11 protein-coding genes and 2 pseudogenes are annotated in these 18,346 nt (G+C 42.9%); 4 read left to right on the top strand and 9 right to left on the bottom strand.

Translation table 11 applies throughout. The features are described from left to right. Positions 1 to 99: 99 nt before the first annotated feature. The 4 genes and pseudogenes from DP114_RS36335 to DP114_RS16010 all read right to left on the bottom strand — a co-directional run bounded on the left by DP114_RS36335 (position 100) and on the right by DP114_RS16010 (position 2,632). A pseudogene (locus DP114_RS36335) lies at positions 100 to 864 on the bottom strand (tetratricopeptide repeat protein). 48 nt (positions 865 to 912) lie between these two features. Continuing rightward, positions 913 to 1,296: pseudogene (locus DP114_RS36330) on the bottom strand (toll/interleukin-1 receptor domain-containing protein); the annotation flags it as partial. Between the two features lie 30 nt (positions 1,297 to 1,326). After that, positions 1,327 to 2,052, bottom strand: coding sequence for a TIR domain-containing protein (locus DP114_RS16015; protein WP_171976560.1), 726 nt, complete (start codon positions 2,050 to 2,052; stop codon positions 1,327 to 1,329). A 262-nt stretch (positions 2,053 to 2,314) separates the two neighbouring features. Continuing rightward, positions 2,315 to 2,632: a DUF433 domain-containing protein gene (locus tag DP114_RS16010; RefSeq protein WP_246163220.1), complete on the bottom strand. Its 318-nt coding sequence runs from the start codon at positions 2,630 to 2,632 to the stop codon at positions 2,315 to 2,317. A 303-nt stretch (positions 2,633 to 2,935) separates the two neighbouring features. Here DP114_RS16010 and DP114_RS16005 point away from each other — a divergent pair, with 303 nt between their 5' ends. Both DP114_RS16005 and DP114_RS16000 read left to right on the top strand, forming a co-directional pair. Then, positions 2,936 to 4,279: a TMEM143 family protein gene (locus DP114_RS16005; protein WP_171976559.1), complete on the top strand. Its 1,344-nt coding sequence runs from the start codon at positions 2,936 to 2,938 to the stop codon at positions 4,277 to 4,279. Between the two features lie 4 nt (positions 4,280 to 4,283). Next, entirely contained in the window at positions 4,284 to 6,134 is a 1,851-nt protein-coding gene (locus DP114_RS16000; protein WP_171976558.1) for an RluA family pseudouridine synthase, read from the top strand. An 11-nt stretch (positions 6,135 to 6,145) separates the two neighbouring features. Here DP114_RS16000 and DP114_RS15995 read toward each other — a convergent pair whose 3' ends face one another. After that, complete coding sequence (locus DP114_RS15995) at positions 6,146 to 7,075, bottom strand: cobalamin-binding protein (RefSeq protein ID WP_171976557.1); 930 nt, start codon at positions 7,073 to 7,075, stop codon at positions 6,146 to 6,148. Positions 7,076 to 7,706: 631 nt separating this feature from the next. Here DP114_RS15995 and DP114_RS15990 point away from each other — a divergent pair. Then, positions 7,707 to 8,915 carry an HlyD family secretion protein gene (locus tag DP114_RS15990; RefSeq protein WP_169268286.1) on the top strand — a complete coding sequence of 403 codons (1,209 nt, stop codon included), beginning with the start codon at positions 7,707 to 7,709 and terminating at the stop codon, positions 8,913 to 8,915. 174 nt (positions 8,916 to 9,089) lie between these two features. On the opposite strand, the gene DP114_RS15985 is transcribed toward DP114_RS15990, so the two are convergent. From DP114_RS15985 to DP114_RS15970, 4 genes are all read right to left on the bottom strand, one after another. Further along, positions 9,090 to 11,654 (bottom strand): phospholipid carrier-dependent glycosyltransferase, encoded by a 2,565-nt coding sequence (locus DP114_RS15985; RefSeq protein ID WP_171976556.1) that lies wholly within the window; start codon positions 11,652 to 11,654, stop codon positions 9,090 to 9,092. Positions 11,655 to 11,850: 196 nt separating this feature from the next. Further along, positions 11,851 to 12,291 carry a GNAT family N-acetyltransferase gene (locus tag DP114_RS15980; protein ID WP_171976555.1) on the bottom strand — a complete coding sequence of 147 codons (441 nt, stop codon included), beginning with the start codon at positions 12,289 to 12,291 and terminating at the stop codon, positions 11,851 to 11,853. A gap of 180 nt (positions 12,292 to 12,471) precedes the next feature. Then, complete coding sequence (pruA, locus tag DP114_RS15975) at positions 12,472 to 15,456, bottom strand: L-glutamate gamma-semialdehyde dehydrogenase (protein ID WP_171976554.1); 2,985 nt, start codon at positions 15,454 to 15,456, stop codon at positions 12,472 to 12,474. A gap of 56 nt (positions 15,457 to 15,512) precedes the next feature. Beyond that, on the bottom strand, positions 15,513 to 17,219 hold the full coding sequence (locus DP114_RS15970; RefSeq protein WP_171976553.1) for a GMC oxidoreductase: 1,707 nt from the start codon (positions 17,217 to 17,219) through the stop codon (positions 15,513 to 15,515). A gap of 392 nt (positions 17,220 to 17,611) precedes the next feature. Between DP114_RS15970 and DP114_RS15965 the strand changes: the two genes are divergently transcribed. Beyond that, positions 17,612 to 18,319 carry a response regulator transcription factor gene (locus tag DP114_RS15965; protein ID WP_169268281.1) on the top strand — a complete coding sequence of 236 codons (708 nt, stop codon included), beginning with the start codon at positions 17,612 to 17,614 and terminating at the stop codon, positions 18,317 to 18,319. Positions 18,320 to 18,346: the final 27 nt, after the last annotated feature.

Below are 18,346 nucleotides of genomic sequence, written 5' to 3'. Positions count from 1 at the left end.
GCAAATCATATATCTTAAATAAGAGATAAAGTTAATATATCTTGATGATTTTTTGTATACTGATCGCACACCGTTTACTTTAATAAAACTGAGAATATTCTACCCACCAAATAAACGTCCCCAAAAACCCTTCTTTTTATTCTTATAATTCTCTAAGTTTTCACGAAACAGCGTACGAGTAGGATCAAGGCGAACAGCTATTTCCAGTTCTGCGATCGCTTCTTCTAATTTCCCTTGATCGGACAGCGCAATCCCCAAATCATTGTGAGCATTTGCATGATATGGGTCGATTTGCAAGGCTTGGCGGAAAGAGGCGATCGCTTAATCGAGTTTGCCTTGATTTTTCAGCGCAATCCCCAGGTTATTGTGAGCATATGCATTATTTGGGTCGATTTGCAAGGCATTACGGTAAGAGGCGATCACTTCATCGCGTTTGCCTTGAAGCAACAGCACATTGCCCAGGTTAAAGTGAGCATATGCATAATTTGGGTCGATTTGCAAGGCATTACGGTAAGAGGCGATCGCTTCATCGAGTTTGCCTTGAAGCAACAGCGCATTCCCCAGGCTCAAGTGAGCAGGTGGCAAATTTGGGTCGATTTGCAACGCTTTTTGGTAAGAGGCGATCGCTTCATCGAGTTTGCCTTGATAGTACAGCGCATTCCCCAGGTTATTGTGAGCGAGTACAGAGTTTTGCTCAAGGCTGAGGACTGCTTTGTATATAAGCACTGCTTCCTCAAACTTTTTACCTTCGCATAAACGATCTGCTTCGTTGATCAGGCTTGTGACTTGATATTGGCGATCTTCGAGTTCTTGTGGAGTTTGTTTGGGGGGTGAGTAATTCGGGCTAGCAACTAATTGCGCGATTGCCTCCCGAATTCCGTTGATAACTTCTAAGAATGCTTTATCTCGGTCATTCCAGCTTTTTATCGGTTCGCGATTTCTCGGCAGTGGAGATAGTTTATCAATGGGAGGAGTTTCCCAATCCGCATAACGCAGTAACACTGGGATAACAGTAGCCTTTCCTGCTGCATTTTGCTCTAAAGCTCGTGTTACTTCAACTGTCCAGTGATAATCTGAAGCAATAAAATCTGGACTCACCAACAACAAGATAAGCCCAGCTTGGTTAAGATACTTATTAATTTCACCTTTGAATTCTTGCCCCGCGACGATTTTGCGATCGCTCCAACTAATAATAGTTTTTTCCCGCTCCAAAGACTTTAGATGCTTTTCTAACTCTTCGCGAAAGTCCTCATCGTTTTGGTGGTAGGAAATAAAAACTTTAATAGATTCTTCCATAAAGGGCATTATTTATATATATTAAGATAACTACACAAGCTTTTGCTCAATTTCCTCAAGCTGTTGCTCTAAACGAGTTAGTTCTGTTTCGCTTTCCTGAATTTGTTTCTCTAGCTTAAACTTTACCGCTGTATCTGTTTCAATCAAGTATGCTTGGCGCAGCTTACCTAATTTTGTGCTCACCAAATCATACTCTTGTTGCAGTAAAGCTTCTTGTTGCTTCCATCTGCGACGTTGGCTATCTGTTAATCCACCGCTCGTTATCGCTGGTGTAGTCGTTTCAGAAGCGGTTGAAGAGGTTTTTGACTTCACCATATCTTCAACTAATCTGCGAATTCCTTGAGCAATATTCAAAAAAGCTTCATCTTTGTCTTGCCAAGTTGTCACAGCTTTGGCATTTTTAGGGAGTGCTTGCAGTTTGGCAAAAGGTGCATTTCTCCAGTCTACTGGCTTGAGAATAATCGGAATCACGCGAGCTTCTCTTGCCTCATGTCGTTCCATTGCTCGCTGCATCTCAATATCGTAGCAGTAATCTGAAGCCAGAAAGTTAGCGCTCACCAGCAATAAAATGATATCCGCAGCGTTAAGATTGTCATCGATCGCATTTGCCCATTCTCCACCAGCACTGATTTCCCGATCATGCCAAGCTTCAATCACTCCCTGACGTTTCATCATGCTCAGATGAGTTGCCAAATCGTCTCGCAAAACTTCATCTTTATGGGAGTAGGAAAAAAATACTTTAACTGGATTGGACATATTTTTTAAATCTACTTTCTTGACTTCATGTAAGTAAGTGGGTTGAATTAAATATAAAATGTAGTGCGGGGATCTTGCCCGCGAGCGAGACGCTCGCACTACTGCTATCTACGAATTAATTACGCCTACCTACTTTTCTTGAGTTCATATAATAGTTTTCTCAACATAAGCATTCAGAAACACCAGTTGGTTCGCCATCTCTTTGGCTGACTTATCAGCGCCTTTTTAATCGTGTCTTCATCCAAATACAAGCGAATTCGGCTCACGATAGATTTCCTGCTTTATACTCAGCTTCGAGGCGACGACATTCCTCGTTGTAGGCTGCAAATTCGGCGTCAAGCGATTCTTTGTTGGCATAATAGTACGCCAATCCGCTATAAATCCCTGCAAGCGTCAAGTGGGGTTTATCTTCCAAAATTTCTTCAGGTGTGACACCTGCTTTAATCTCATTCACGATATACTGAACCGTAATGCGAGTTTCGGCGATGCGGGGACGCCCACCGCAAGTTCCCGGCGTACGGACAATTAATGTACTAATGTCGGTAATGGTTTGCATAGCTGGTTTGCTTTTTGCTTCCATAATTAAGAACTCTAGCACTTATCATAGAGGGGTTGAAACTCTATGAGCGATTGAAACAACAATCGTAATGCCAATAACTAAGGGTGTAGCTGTTTGCCTTAACTCCCAAGGCATTGGCTAACCAAATTGAATCAAGAATTTTTGCTAAATTTCCTACTCAAGATACTAGTTATTGATCTCCAAATGGGTGGATGATGTCTAACCGTCGCGATTGTTGTCTGGTACAGGCGATTACCTTTGACACTGCGCTTTGCGCTATCGCCCGTCGCTTAGCAAACCTATTAGTCTGATTGATTTGAGATCATGGCAGTTTATGAAAATCGAGAAGCGTTCATTCCCTACCGTCGCACCGATATTATCAAACTTTGCCTCCAAGATGGTCAGCTAAATGCAGCTGATGCTGAAAAGTTTCAAGATTTCTGCCAAATTCTATCCGCGTATTACCACTTTCGCTTTCACAAGACGCTGGAAATTATCAAAGACAACTACGTACCCTTCAATCCGAATGGAGATGTTCAACCACTCACTCAACCAACTTTTGACCAATACGACGAGATGGAGTCAAAAGTTGTTGATGCATTCAACCACATTTTAGAAAGAGCGAATTACATTCTTTTGCCTGAATCGATTGTACAACAAGCATTGGGAAATAAATCTCTGATTGATTTAAAAACTGATGTTGATTTCGAGGACTTTGAGCATTTCTGTTGTTATTCCCAAGGCGATATTGACACGAAAATTTCGCTTAAAAAGTTCTTCTTTTGGCAAGAAGAAAAGACTATTAATATTTTGGAACGAATTGTTTTACTCATTAAATTTAAAGAAGCGGCTTACTTTCGTGCCAAGAAAGTCAAAATAGAAAATCTGAACTTTACTCCTGGTAAAATCTATGTCTACTTTTACAAGAATATTCCAAAACTAGATATTGACTTGCTCTTTCCTAATGTTGTCACCAGTATGACTTGGAAAGACCGGCTATTATTTGGAATTCCTGCAATAGGGGCTGCAGTTCCCCTAGTCTTAAAAGCATTGCCGAATCTGTTATTGCTTATTACTGCAATTTTGTTAGTGTTTAATGCATCATCTTTAGTGGAATCGCTAGATGTAGAACAGGATAAGATCAGAAATGTCATGCCCATTCTAGTGGCAACGCTATCGTTGGGGATCGCACTGGGTGGATTTGCCTTCAAGCAGTACACCAATTACAAAAACAAAAAAATCAAATTCCAAAAAGATGTTACCGATACGCTTTTCTTCAAGAATTTAGCCAACAATGCCAGCGTCTTTCAGATGCTCATCGACATTGCTGAGGAAGAGGAGTGTAAGGAAATTATTCTAGTATATTACCATCTCCTTACCAGTCCGACTCCGTTGAATCCGAAACAGTTAGACTCTCGCATCGAAACTTGGATGGAGAGGAAGCTGGGCATCAGGATTAACTTCGATATCCACGGTCCCTTGAACAATCTAGAAGATATTCGTGGCAAAGTGATCACAAATGCCGAACAAGCAGACATTGCCCCTGAAATGCCTCTATTAACCTATGATAACGAGGGATTTTGCCATGTTCTCCCCTTGGAAGATGCTAGAGCAGTGATCGATTATGTATGGGATAATGCTTTCCTCTATAACGGGATAGCCTTTTGACAACATGATGGTTCTGCATCCGCTTTCAGATTTCATAAACTTCAATTCCCCAGTCAGTAACTCATCTCCTAACTATTGGTACGAAGGGCGTTGTCCTCAAACAAGCGAACTACTGCGACTACCCCGCACTCCTTTAATAGAGGCGATCGCCTACAATTTAATGCAACACCTTGCCACTGATAACCGTTATTCCTCTGAAGGAAAAATGTACGGGGTATTACTGATTGAACTACCGAATGGCGAACAAAAGATACTCAAAGCTTTCTCCGGTCTTCTGAATGGCGACAGCGTAGTTGAGGGTTGGGTACCGCCGATTCCGGGACGAAAGCAAGTTGCTTTAGAGGAAGCCAGCACACTATCTGAATTGGATGCTATTAAGCAGGAACTGATTACCCTTAAGCAACTTCCCGAACGGCTGCAGTATGAAACGCATACGAGTGAGTTTGAGTTACGCTTACAACAAATGAGCGATCGCCATCAAGATTGCAAAAACAAGCGTATCAAAAAACGCCAGATACTCTGCGAAACTCTGGCAGGAGAAACACTTCACTTTGCTCTTGAACAACTTAACGAAGAAAGCCGCCGAGAAGGAATTGAACGAAAGCAACTCAAACGCCAACGAGATGAAAAGTTGCAGCCGCTTCAGCAGTTGATAGCTACAGCAGATACGCGAATTCGGGAACTAAAACAACAACGTAAACAACTATCCCGCCAACTCCAGGCGCAGATGCACGCTGCTTACACCCTGATGAATTTCCTCGGACAATCCCTAACGTTGCAGCAATTAATACCAGGAGGTATGCCCACTGGCACTGGAGATTGTTGTGCGCCAAAGCTACTCCACTATGCCGCAACGCATCATTTCAAACCGTTGGCAATGGCAGAGTTTTGGTGGGGTTCCTCTTCTACTGATCAAGATAAAGTGCAAGGAGAATTTTACGGTGCTTGTGTAGAGCGTTGTCAACCATTGATGGGGTTTCTGCTGTCAGGGTTGTCTCAGAGGAAATCGAATGCAGATGTTAGCACAACTGAGCAAACCTCACCCTCGCTTGAATCGGCGCTAAAATCTTTCCCTCTCCTTTATAAGGAGAGGGATGCCCGACAGGGCAGGGTGAGGTTGGGAGAGAGTTTTGAGTCATTCGATGACTTGTGTGTACACCCTAGCCTTGATAAGGGGAGGGGAGACTACGACAGGGTGGAGTGTTTTTATAATGGGCAATTACTCGGATTTGACATTCTTTACGAAGATGAATGGTTAATTGTTGTAAACAAACCCTCGGGATTACTATCAGTTCCAGGTCGTTATTTTGACACTCAAGACAGTGTTCTGAGTCGTTTGCGTTATCTCCTACCGGATCGTGTCATCCTCAATGCCGTGCATCGGTTGGATCAAGAAACTTCTGGTATTCTTGTATTGGCTCGCAATCAACAAATTTATCGTCAGCTGAGTCAGCAGTTTCAGCAACGGCAGGTTCACAAAGTTTATGAAGCCGTGCTTTCCGGTTCGCTCACGACTGAGCAAGGTGTGATTGAATTACCACTATGGGGCAATCCTGAAAATCGTCCTTATCAGCAAGTTGATTGGCAATATGGAAAACCCAGCGTGACTCACTTTCAGATGATAGCAGTTGAGGGAAACTACACTCGCGTCGAGTTGACGCCACTAACAGGACGTACCCATCAGTTGAGAGTTCACGCAGCTGATGTCAAAGGACTTGGGGTACCTATTTTGGGCGATCGCCTTTATGGATGTGGTGCAGCCGCAAGTCGGTTACATCTACATGCCAGGGAACTTTGTTTTGAGCATCCGCAGTTGGGAAAAACCATTCATCTACAAGCAAAGACGCCATTTTAGCTTACACAAGCTTACAGAACTTCCCAACCCTTTTGTTTATATCCATATTCAAAGATTTCTGGATGCTGGATTTCTGCCAAAATCTCTAGAGAATCTACAAGTCGTGGTCCTGGACGATTGAAAAAGGAGTTACCATCAGTGATGTAAACTCTGCCAGTTTCCACAGCATGTAACTTTTGCCATTCTGGACGTTGAGTTAGTGGTTGAGCTTCTTGACGGGTGCGATTTAAATCAAAGCCACAGGGCATAAAGATGATGATATCCGGATTGCTAGAAATCAGGGTTTCCCATTTTAAGGTAGTAGAAGCCGAACCTGTGATGCTAAATAACGGTTCTCCTCCTGCTAAGGTTACTAATTCAGGAATCCAATTAGCAGCAACCATCAAAGGATCAGTCCACTCAATGCAAGCAACAGTCGGCAGGTGTTCTGTTTGGGAAAGATGTTGTGTTTTTTTGTCTACTATTTTTACCCGCGCTTGTAGATTTGCGATCACTTGCTGCGAATCTACCCCAAAAACGTTACCTACTCGCTGAATCTCATCCCAAATATCTTTAAGAACATTTGGCTGTAAGGAAATAATTTGAGCAGGGGTATTTGTAATGCTTGCAACTGCTTCTTCTACATCTTTTAGGCTAACAGCACAGACATCACATTGATCTTGGGTAACAATGTGAGTTGGTTGCAATTTCTCTAAAACATCTGTGTTGATTTGATAAATACTTAGGGCAGATTGCAACAGATAATTAACTTTCTCATGAATATCACCACTTGGGGCGTTGCTATTGATACGCGCTTGAGTACAAACAGGGCGGTTTTGAATTTCGGGGGGATAATCACATTCGTGTGATCGCCCAACGATTGCATCCGTCAAACCCAAAGCTGCTAATATTTCTGTGCCTCCAGGGATGAGGGAGACAATTCTTGCAGTGTCATTTGTCATTCACCACCTCCACGACAGCTGTTATATAGCAGGGAACAGGGAACACCCGAACGCTTAACAGACTTGAAAGTCTCTTGGTGACGGTGTTTTCTCATTAGTTCGTGTCCTAATCTACCTGGCGACTGCTATACTTCAATTTTTGCAAAATTATACAACTGTGGAATCTTTCTCTAGGTCAATGCCTAGAGGTTGCTGGAAAAATAAGGTTATATTTTAAAGAAGCATTCAGTATTTAGAATCAACTTTCCAAGCCAACGGGTGCTCACGACTATCAAAACTAACCGGAGTGGTATTATTCTAATAGAATTATACTGATGGAATTGATGGAATATTTGAGTTGATACAGCGCTTTTCAACAAGCGTCAAGTACACTACCCTACCCACCCTATAGGGTTCCCTCCCGTTGGCAAACAGAAGGTAAAACACACGACGTGCACTTGATTAAGTTGAAATAGCCTGTAAGTTAACAGGGGTGTATTGGAATTGTTAAATTCCTCATAGCTCTGCATGTGTAAGGGTTCGGGGAACAGTTTATACAATAAGAGCATCAATCAAAACGACTAACAAATAAATCTATCACTACCGTGCGCAAAGTAAGACTATTTATAATTTGTAATAATGAAGGTCGCTGATGGAACACCGAAATTCTTCACCACAAACACACAGGGTTACAGGATTAGAGGGACAAAAACCAGTTTCAGAGGAAAAGGTGACAGCTATCACTACTACAAACTCTGAAAGCGAAATTCAAAAACCTGTACCGCGATCAAAACGCAATGCGCTACCAAAAGTGATATTAGCTGTGTTGTTAGCCGGAGGGGCGATCGCTGCCGGAATTTACGCATTCCGAACATGGCAGTATAACCAGCAGTACGCAAGAAAGTATCAGGAAACTGATAACGCCTATGTCACCGCAAATGTTTCCCCTATCACTTCCCGCGTATCAGGAATAGTCACCGAAGTTACAGTTAATGATAACCAAGTGGTGTCTGCGAATGATGTATTAATGAAGATCGATAAACGGGACTACCTAGTATCTCTAACACAAGCAAAAGCATCTCTAGAACTAGCCAAGCAGCAAGCAGAGTTGGCACGAGAAAGGCTGAATAGAGATATTGTTAGTGCTTCCGCATCTAACTCAGATCCAGCAAACAATAACCAAGCAAAACAGGTTGCAACTAATGCTCAGCAAAGAGAGATACATCAGCAACAGTATAAAATAGCGCTAGCTGCTGTTGCCCAAAAGCAGGCAGATCTCAGAAAAGCGGAACTTCAACTGTCCTACACCGATATTACAGCGCTAGTTCCTGGAAAAGTTGGTAATAAAAGCGTTTCTGTAGGGCAGCAGGTACAACCAGGACAAACTCTTATCACATTAGTGCAGCCAAATCCTTGGATTATTGCCAACTTTAAAGAAACTCAGTTAGAAAAAATCCAACCTGGGCAAAATGTGACAATTACAATCCCTGCCTTCCCTAATCGCACGTTTAGCGGGAAAGTGGATAGTATGTCCCCCACTTCTTTTGGCAAGGTTGCCCTTCCCCCACAAGAAAATGCCACGGGTTATTCCAACCTTCCTCAGGATGTGCAACGAGTTCCAGTCAAGATAGTCTTTGAGCCTAAGAGTCTTCAAGGTTATGAATCTCGGATGACTCCTGGAATGTCAGCGGTTGCGGTTGTCGAAACTAATAACTCTCTTCCCGCCCAAAAAGCACCGAATTTAACTCCCGCCCAAAACGCACCGAATTCAACGAATCCCAAAGACACAAAGGATACGAAGAACACAAACGACACGAATACACAAGAAAAAAAAGATAATCAGACGAAGGAAAGATTGTAACAAATTCCTGTGTAAGCAAACTGCGTTTGAGACAAGGAGTGAGAGAGTAAGGGAGTCAGCTAAACTTAATATGAAAAATTTTCTTATCTCTCCTGCTCCCTTGCTTTTTCAAGCTACTGGTATAGTCAAATCAATTGACACCTGTGCCAATAGGTTTTCATAACCTTGCTTCCTTTACTTTCTCAATGTTGACAAGTCTTTCCATGCTTTCACGAAATTGCCTTGCATAAGGGCAGCAACTCCTGAAAGAACTCTGAATTCTGGTAAATTGGGATATTTAGCTAAACTCGGTTCTAAAGACTTTTCGGCTGTTCGTGGCTGCCAATTATATAATTGAACAAATGCTAGATAAGCGTGAGCGTAAGGATTTTCTGGATCTAAGTCAGTGACTTGTTTTAGAGATGCGATCGCACCATCCACCCGCCGCTGCAACACGTTTGCTAAAGCCAAAGCGTATGCCCAATCTCGGTTTTGAGTAAAATGTTGCAATCGATATTCTAAAGTCAGTCTTGCTTGTACCAGATAATCCTGAATTGGATCGTATTGATTAATACGTCCTACTTCATCAAATACTTGAGTCACAGCTTCAGTACCTTTGGGTAATTGAGCGCCTAAACTCTCTAACTGCGTTACTAAATCAAGTTCTGGTGCTTGTATGGCAGGGGCTTGAGGGTCAATTTGTAGTGTGACTTTTGGCACTGAAAGGGGATAACTTTCTCCTGATAGTCTGTTGAGATAAATCGCGTCTAGGGTATAAGTTCCGGGTGCTAGGGTAGAAGGAGGCAACATTGCCATCTTTTCAATCACTTGAAATGTTCTTTCAGGTTTTTTGGCACCAGGATGCATAGCTCCCATCGCGATACCATGATCGTGTATCCAACTATCAGTGTTAGGTATGATCTGACCATTTTTACGCCAAGTCAGCAGGACTAACCCGTGTTGTAGTTCATCCCAAGAACCAGACCACTCATAGCTTACAGGTATTGGTACTCCTGGGGGAGCTTTTTCTGGTACTATGACTTGTGATAGGGCAATTTTGGCTTGTGAGTTTTGTTGAGAAGTTTGTCTGACTTTTAGTGTTGGCGTTTGTTGATGATAAAGCATGAGTTGACTGTTATCAGGCAAATTCCAAGACTTATTGAGTTGAAAATTCCCGCCTTGCTCAACAGTCTTTACCATAAGAGCTTGAGCTTCTTTGACCGGTCCTTGATTACCTGTTTTCGTCACGAACCATGACAACGATCGCGCATCTTGTTCGACAAACTTTTTCCTGATTCCCACCTGACGTCCGTAAACTTGAAAGTTTTGTAGCGCCCCGTAGTAATTGAAATTGTGTTGGTTAACTTCTCCAGTTGATGGTAGTACTCCTAGAGTAGAACGCAAATACGGTTCTGTTTGGATAATTTGGCCAATAACCTGTTGATGAGGAAACTCTGCTTTCATGTAAGGATAATGCTCAGAGTTGGGACTCAAAACTTGTGTCATCCAACCACCAACAACACCTCCCACCGAAAACAGGTTGAGCAACATTAGTATAATAGCTAAACCAAAAGTACCCCAACGGACACGCTGTCCGAACAGACTGCGCCAACGCGTCAACCCATAAGCTAAAAGCACCGTCACCGCTGGTAAATAAGGCAAGACATAACGTTCATGCTTGTTCACATTCAAACATGAAAGAAAATATCCGCCAATGCAAAACACAAGTAACCATATCAGTGATGAGTTTTGCTGGTTTGGTTTGCTTGAAGGTATAGTTTCAAGTTTTGGATTTTCAGACGCAAATTTTGAACGCCCCCACCATATAAGTAAACTTACCAGAGGTACAAATAACAAAGGTAATGAAACTTGGTAAGGTAACTGATTCCAATAGTACATCCAAGATTCCAGCTTATCAAGACCAGGCTGACGTTCAGCAATAGCAGAATCAATTGTCGCCCGCTTACCAGAAGTGAGGATGATAAGCCAATTGGTACGATACCAAGGACCAAAAACTAACACCGAAAAACACAAACTACCCAGTAGTTGTAATAAGCGTCCCCAGCGCCGATGACGTAGTGCACCCACTCCAACCCAGACTATCGGCGTCAACAAAAAAAACAACGCCGTCTGCTTCACCATCAACGCCAGCCCCAAAGTTAAGCCGAAGGCTGCAGCCCAGAACCATTGAGTTGGGGGAGTTGGGGAAGTTGGGAAAGAAAAAGAAGCAAATACCCCCTTGTCCACTGTCATTCGCCAAACACTCAGGCAAAAGAAACTCAAAGTCACAACTGCTGCAAGCGGATAATCTAGCAAAAATTCTAAACGCAGCAGATAAAGAGCAGGTAAAATTTGGCATAGTGCAGCAGCCCATAAACCTACAGTCTCGCTAAATAGCACAGTGCCCAAACCATAGACTGAAGTTAATAAAATTGCACTAAAGAACAGCATCATCAGAGTTGCTTGATCTGGTCCGATGCCAAAGATATTCTGAACAATAGCTGTAACGATGTAAGTTAAAGGCGGTATTTTGGAAGACAACAGCCAAAAACTTTGCCACCACTCCTGGTTAAACCATTGGGGATTTTGTAACGCGTGCCAATAATTTAAACTACCAGTTAAATAGTCTGCTTGATCCCAAGCAGGGACAGAACGATCCAAAGCAAACCAAATGCGATCGCACAACGCCCCCAATAACCAAATTATCCCGAGTATGAGTAAGTTTTTATATTTATTCTGCTTACTTTTGTAATTGCTCATAATATTGGACAAGTGCTCATCGCTTCAACCTCACCCCTACCCCTCTCCTTATAAAGGAGAGGGGAGGAGAGTGCAAGGTTGAGGTATAGATGCAGTAAGTGACTAACCAGATTTGACATCATAGGTTCGTATTTGCGCTTAAGAACTACTGCAAGCCACCTACCTCAATCAGTTATCAGTTATCAGTTACCACTGTTCACTGATTTAATTTCTTCCTCATTGTCACATGACGAATGCCAGCCTCTTCAAAAACCTCCCCCTCTTCCTGAAAACCCAACTGTTGATGCAAACCCTTAATATACTCCTGTGCATGAATGACAACTTCTGGAATATTCTTACTCGCTATAACTTCCATTGCCTTTTCCATAATTTTCTTGCCAATACCATACCCTCTACCTACGGGTAAAACAGCAAGCCTTTCAATCTTCGCAGTCTTGTCATCCAAATATCTCACCCTCGCAGTTCCCACATACTCTCCATTTAAAGAAGCAATCAACTGCTGAGAAGTTTCATCTTGTCCATCAAAATCTAAATCAGGATCTAGACCTTGTTCTTCCTGAAAAACAGACTTCCTGATTGCTTGAATTGCTGAAAACTCCTGATACCAATCAGCAACTCTAACAATGACATCCTTCATTGAAATTCCTTCGCGCTCTTTGCGTCTAAGCGCTTCGCGCACGCTGCGCTAACGCGGTTCGATAATAAAATAAGGTGGGCAACGCTGCCCACCCTACTAACTTACTCTGGTTCTGTTGTCTTTAATTTTGAACTTTGAATTTTGCTTCGACTACGCTCAGCAACCATGAATTTTGAATTATTACTCCGCTCCCTCAATTGGCGCAAAACCTTGACGCTGAATATTTTCCGTCACCGTACGCGGTTCTGTGAATTGTAGCAGGTAATCTGGTCCCCCAGCTTTAGAACCAACACCAGAAAGCTTGAAACCACCAAACGGCTGTCGTGCAACGATCGCACCCGTAATGTTGCGGTTAATATACAAATTTCCGACTTCAAACTCATCCTGCGCCTTCTCAATGTGCGAAGGAGTTCTAGAATAAAGTCCTCCAGTCAAAGCGTAGTTAGTTCCGTTAGCAACTTCCAGCGCCTCTTTGAAATTCTTCACCTTAATCACCGCCACAACGGGACCAAAAATTTCTTCTTGGGCTATAACCCCATTTGCTGGTACATCCTTAAAGATAACAGGACCGATAAAATACCCATTATCCGGTGCTGGCATTTCCAAAGCGACTTTTGCTTCTGCCTTACCTTTTTCGATATACTCACGAATGCGATCGCGTGCATTTGCATCAATCACTGGCCCAACTTGCGTACTTGGTAACTCCGTCTCCCCAATATTGAGCGATTTCGTCGCTTCCACAAATCGCTGCACAAAGGTATCATATACCGGTTCCAACACTATCACCCGTGAACAAGCAGAACATTTTTGTCCACTGTAACCAAATGCCGATTGCACGACCCCAACAACAGCAGAGTCTAAATCAGCACTTTCATCCACAATGATGGCATTCTTCCCGCCCATCTCAGCAATCACGCGTTTCATATGCTTTTGACCAGGTTTAAGGATTGCTGCATCTGCATAAATCCGACAGCCTACCTCTTGTGAACCAGTAAAAGCAATTACATGAGTGTACGCATGATTCACCAGATAAGCACCAACTTGTGAACCCTTGCCAGGCACGTATTGAAAAACACCTTTAGGAAATCCAGCATCTACCAAAACTTCCGTCAGCTTCGCCGCAATCACAGAAGATGTTTCCGCTGGTTTGAGCAAAGTACAATTTCCTGTAACCAAGGCTGCAACCGTCATTCCTGTTGCGATCGCCAGAGGGAAATTCCAAGGAGAAATCACGACAGCAATTCCCCTAGGCTGGTAAATATAACGATTCGTTTCACCAGCAACGTCATAATTGAAACCCTGATCCAAGCGTTCCATCTCCGAAGCGTAGTAACGACAAAAGTCTATCGCTTCCGAAACCTCACCATCTGCCTCCCGTACTGGCTTCCCAACTTCCAAAACTATCCAAACCGAAAGTTCCGCACGGCGTTGTTCCATCAAATCAGCCGCTTTTCGTAATATCCCAGCGCGTTCTTTTACAGGTGTTTTACGCCAAGCAGGAAACGCAGCCTTTGCAGCTTGCATCGCTTGTTCGGCTTGTTCAACACTCAGAAGTCCTATCTTACCAACCACCTCACTAAAATTCGAGGGGTTGACAGAATCGACAACTTGTTGTGTCTGAACATACTCACCGTTAATTAAAGGCAGATAAGTTCTTCCTAATTGCTGACGAACATTTTGCAAAGCAAGATTCGCCTCATTCCTCTGCTCCTCCTCAGCATAATCTGTATCAGGCGCACCAACGAAGGATGAAGGATTTTCCGCTTGTCTGGTTGTTTGGTTGTCTACTTGTCCGACAACAGGCGGTGCTAATAATTCCTCAACGGGACGATTCTCCATATTTTGCCGCAAAAAGGAACTATTCGCAGTATTTTCCAGCAAGCGACGAATGAGATACGCCATTCCTGGAAGCAGTTCGCCATAAGGACAGTAAACTCGAACTCGGTAACCTTTATCAACTAACGCTTTTGCTAGTTTATCCCCCATACCGTAGAGAACTTGCATCTCAAAGCAACGGCGAGGGACATTTAAGCTTTGTGCTGTTGCTATAGCATGAGCTTGCGATCGCACATTATGGCTACCAATCGCAGCATACACATATTGATGATTTTCAAGCAATAATTCAGTTATTCTTTCAAAATTTGCATCTGTTGCGGCTTTATCGTTATAAACTGGCTGTTGCCAATGCTTCTGCTCTGCTTTTATAGTTTCTTGATCCCAATACGCACCTTTCACCAAACGAATTGTCAGCGGATAACCACGCTGTTTCGCCCAATTAATTAAGTTTTGTGTATCTTGTTCACTGTCGCGTAGATATGCTTGGATTGTCACACCAAGATCTGTACGAGAGCGAAACTCTTCTTCTATTAAAAGTTTTTTCAAAATGCTGAAAGTCAGGTCTTTGTATGCATACTGTTCTATGTCAAAATGAACAGAAGCACCAAGTTCCTTGGCACGACGTAACAGAGTGCGGATGCGATCGCTCACCCGTTCTTCACTACCTTTAGCATCCAACGGGTCAAACTGCGAATAAAACGCCGTTAACTTCACAGAAACTTGGACTTTTGGCAAACTTTGTCCATCAGCTTCGTCAATCAACCCAACTGGCGTCCAACTCTTCGATGCTTCCACCAATTGTTGCATCAAATCTAGATAGCGTTCCAAATAAGACTGAGCTTCTGCTTCGGTAATCACAGCCTCACCCAATAAGTCTACAGTGAAAGCCATTTTTTCCTTACGCAGTCGCTCAATTGTTTTCAGCGCCTGTTTAATGTTTTCCCCAGAAATGTATTTATGAGCTAATGTTTCTACGCCTGTGGAAACAGTTGTTGCTGCGACTTGTCCAGGCATAGAATCAGGATTAGCAAAACCCAGCATTCCCTTCAGAGCTGTAGGTAATTCCACTGATTCATCAGCCAGATATTCTTGTAAATGCGCTGCAATTTCTGGTTTACTACGTAAAGCAGGAAGAGTATCAATAAAGCGAAACAGTTGCACCCGTAACCCAGGATTGCTCATCGCCCAAGCTAACAACTTATCGTCCCAGCGCATCTGATCTCGCAGTGCACCAAAGAATGAACGATTTTCTTGTGTTGCGGCTAGAAGCTGTTTAGCGATTTCTTGGGTTTTGGCTTCGTAGGTGCTTGTTTGTACTTGTAATACCACTGATAACAAACTCCGTATTTGAAAGACAAGGCTTAATTGTATACAGCCTCTATCTTCTATTTTGACTTTTCCATTGTGCGAAGACCACTTCCTAAATTAGTAGTCCCGACTAATTCTGTTGACTTCTTAATCCAATCTGCCAAGCGAATTGAAAGTGCAACAATTGTCAAAGTAGGGTTAGCATATCCTCCTGTAGGAAAAACGGAGCTACCTGCTATAAATAAGTTAGAAATGCCATGAACTTGGCAATTTTCATCAACGACTCCCTGTTTCGGGTCAATATGCATTCGGGTTGTGCCCATATGATGGGCAGTACCAGAAGGTATACCAAGTTTGGGAAGACCTTCTTTGTATTCGATTCTATATTCACCTAACCCCGAACTAGCAAATTCTTGAGCTACGATTTTTTGAGAACGCTGAATGTTGAGGGCATTGTCAGTATCCCACCGCCAGTGAAGTTCTAGCTTTTGACAGCCGAGTGGATCTCGTTCTTTGCTCAACACAACTCGATTAGCAGGATTGGGCAATTGTTCCACTTGATGAATCACCTCGAAAACCTTAAACCTTTTTTGGTTGTTTGGCAATTCTGACCATCCGCCTCTGTGGAATCCATGCAGCAAGGACTGATTTTTAGTAGCAGCCAAGTAACTGGCAAGCATCACGTAATCAATACCACCAATGATGTTGACAAACTCTTTGGTGGAAAGCTGTGAAAATTTCCGATGAACAAGCGCTTGGGCCATTGCTTTGAATGACTCAATTGCCTTGAGTTGTCGCTTACTCGGTCGTGGGAACAGAACAGTGCTAATATTGACTAATTGCTCACGCCGCATAAGCTCTTGGGGGAGTTTGAAATAGCCCAACACTGGAACATCGTTCACACGACGTAGATCGTACAGAGACATTTTATTAAATAAGTTAGCGTCAGCAGGGATAAAATCGCCACCTTGGACTAAGGGATGATCCATAAAATATCTGCCGACTACATCGTGTTGGTTACCCAAACCAGCCATTTGCTGACGATTGGACATCAACAGTGTACGCGGATTTTCTAGCCCACCTTGGGCGAGTATAAACACCTTGGCAGCGATCCAAAACTGATTCCCCTGCAAAGAAGCAACCCGCAGACGAGTTGCCGTTCTCACAGACTCATTGGTTTCAATCTCAACTGCATTCAGGTTGAGCAAAACAGTAATGTTATCAGCTTTAATAAGTTCGTCGCGATACTCCTGGCTGAATACATTGCCACGTCCAAAGTGGAACACTGCACTAAGCATTTGCTGCTCATTTACCGGTAACCGCTTCGCTTGTTCGTTTTCCCATGTGTCAGGATCATAAGCAAATGGACCTGCTTGACAAACTGACTGGGCACGTTTGTAATAGGGTTCCAAGTGCGATCGCTCAATTGGCCAACCGCTGTAAGGTAGCCCGTCTCGCTTCTCAAAATCAATTTCGTCCAAAGGGGCATACCGCACACCCTTTTGCCCTTTACCAATCTTAATCGACCAAAGATTTGAATTGCCCCCGAACATTCGATGTCGGATGTCTTTGAGTGGCAAAAAGGGATCTCCAACAGTTGATGCTTCAGCAAGCGCTTGAGTTTGTGGATCAAACTCAAGTCCGCCACTCTCCACAAGGCAAACTTTTGTTTTATATCCAATAAATTCACGGGCTAGCGTGATTCCAGCTGCGCCTGCACCAACAATACAAACTTCAGTTTCAATAACTTGGTCTGCACAGATTAAACGAGCGTCTTTGAGCATATATAAGGTAGATGTCCGAAAAGGTACAATGGTTAGCGAATTTTTCAACGAATACCACAAAGTATACGTATGTAACTTTAAAGAGAATGACAAGATTTTTATAGATTATTCAATCAATTTGCTTCTCTGTGAATTTACACTTTGTCGCAAAAACGTAGCGATCATATGTCAATCCTGTGACGAAAATGTGACAGTTTCCCGAAGATTTGTTGAAAGATATATCACGCTTTGTGAAAAAGGTGTAAAGTTCAGTGACAATACTGTTGAATATTCGTGCTTTTGCTAGTTAAAGCTAGCTTATAACTTTGTCCTTAGGTGATTGGTCTGATAAAGTGGTTTACTATTAATGCTTGCTAATATAATGCTTGGTAAAAAAGCTCTTTATCAGACTAATGGAGATTTTGATTGTTGAAGATGAAGTTGAAATTGCTCGGTTAATTCAACTGTATTTGGAAAGAGAAGGATTTTCTTGTCGCCACTGTGCTGATGGATTAAGTGCGCTTCAAGAGTTTCAAGACTATTCGCCTCAGTTAATAATCCTAGATCTAAAGATTCCTGGTTTGGATGGACTGGAAGTTTGTGCTCGCATTCGACAGCAAGCAAGCTATAGTGATCCTTACATCTTGATGTTGACGGCTAAGGGTGAGGAAAATGATCGGATCATCGGTTTATCGACTGGAGCAGATGACTACGTAGTCAAGCCCTTCAGCCTAAAGGAACTCGTAGCTCGTGTGCGAGCACTCCTACGACGAATGCAAAGTGATACCAAGCAACATCACACTTATCGTACGCGACACTTTGTCATTAATATCAAGCAACACTCAGCCAGCCGAGTTCTGAGTACAAATGAATTGACTCCTTTAGACCTAACGGCTTTGGAGTTTGAACTAGTAGCAACATTTATGAGTGATCCTGGTCGGGTTTGGAATAGAACTCAACTGATTAAGAAACTTTGGGGTAGTGACTTTTATGGCGATGAGCGAGTTGTTGATACCCACATCGCACGTCTACGAAAAAAGATTGAACCCGATCCAGCTAATCCAACTTTTATTAAAACTGTGGTTGGAGTGGGTTATAAGTTTGACGACCAAGTTATTTAGGACCAATTGTGAGTAAGCTTAGCCTCC

Source organism: Brasilonema sennae CENA114, from assembly GCF_006968745.1.
Taxonomy (GTDB): domain Bacteria; phylum Cyanobacteriota; class Cyanobacteriia; order Cyanobacteriales; family Nostocaceae; genus Brasilonema; species Brasilonema sennae.
Note: the sequence above shows the minus strand (reverse complement) of the source record. Positions and strands in the feature narration are given on the sequence as shown.

What these genes read in the sequence shown, in the direction of transcription:
- DP114_RS15970 (WP_171976553.1), bottom strand. Translation starts at nt 17,219, where the DNA reads ATGCTCAAAGACGCTCGTTTAATCTGTGCAGACCAAGTTATTGAAACT.
- DP114_RS15990 (WP_169268286.1), top strand. Translation starts at nt 7,707, where the DNA reads ATGGAACACCGAAATTCTTCACCACAAACACACAGGGTTACAGGATTA.
- DP114_RS16015 (WP_171976560.1), bottom strand. Translation starts at nt 2,052, where the DNA reads ATGTCCAATCCAGTTAAAGTATTTTTTTCCTACTCCCATAAAGATGAA.
- DP114_RS15965 (WP_169268281.1), top strand. Translation starts at nt 17,612, where the DNA reads ATGGAGATTTTGATTGTTGAAGATGAAGTTGAAATTGCTCGGTTAATT.
- DP114_RS16000 (WP_171976558.1), top strand. Translation starts at nt 4,284, where the DNA reads ATGATGGTTCTGCATCCGCTTTCAGATTTCATAAACTTCAATTCCCCA.
- DP114_RS15985 (WP_171976556.1), bottom strand. Translation starts at nt 11,654, where the DNA reads ATGAGCAATTACAAAAGTAAGCAGAATAAATATAAAAACTTACTCATA.
- DP114_RS15980 (WP_171976555.1), bottom strand. Translation starts at nt 12,291, where the DNA reads ATGAAGGATGTCATTGTTAGAGTTGCTGATTGGTATCAGGAGTTTTCA.
- DP114_RS16005 (WP_171976559.1), top strand. Translation starts at nt 2,936, where the DNA reads ATGGCAGTTTATGAAAATCGAGAAGCGTTCATTCCCTACCGTCGCACC.
- DP114_RS16010 (WP_246163220.1), bottom strand. Translation starts at nt 2,632, where the DNA reads ATGGAAGCAAAAAGCAAACCAGCTATGCAAACCATTACCGACATTAGT.
- DP114_RS15995 (WP_171976557.1), bottom strand. Translation starts at nt 7,075, where the DNA reads ATGACAAATGACACTGCAAGAATTGTCTCCCTCATCCCTGGAGGCACA.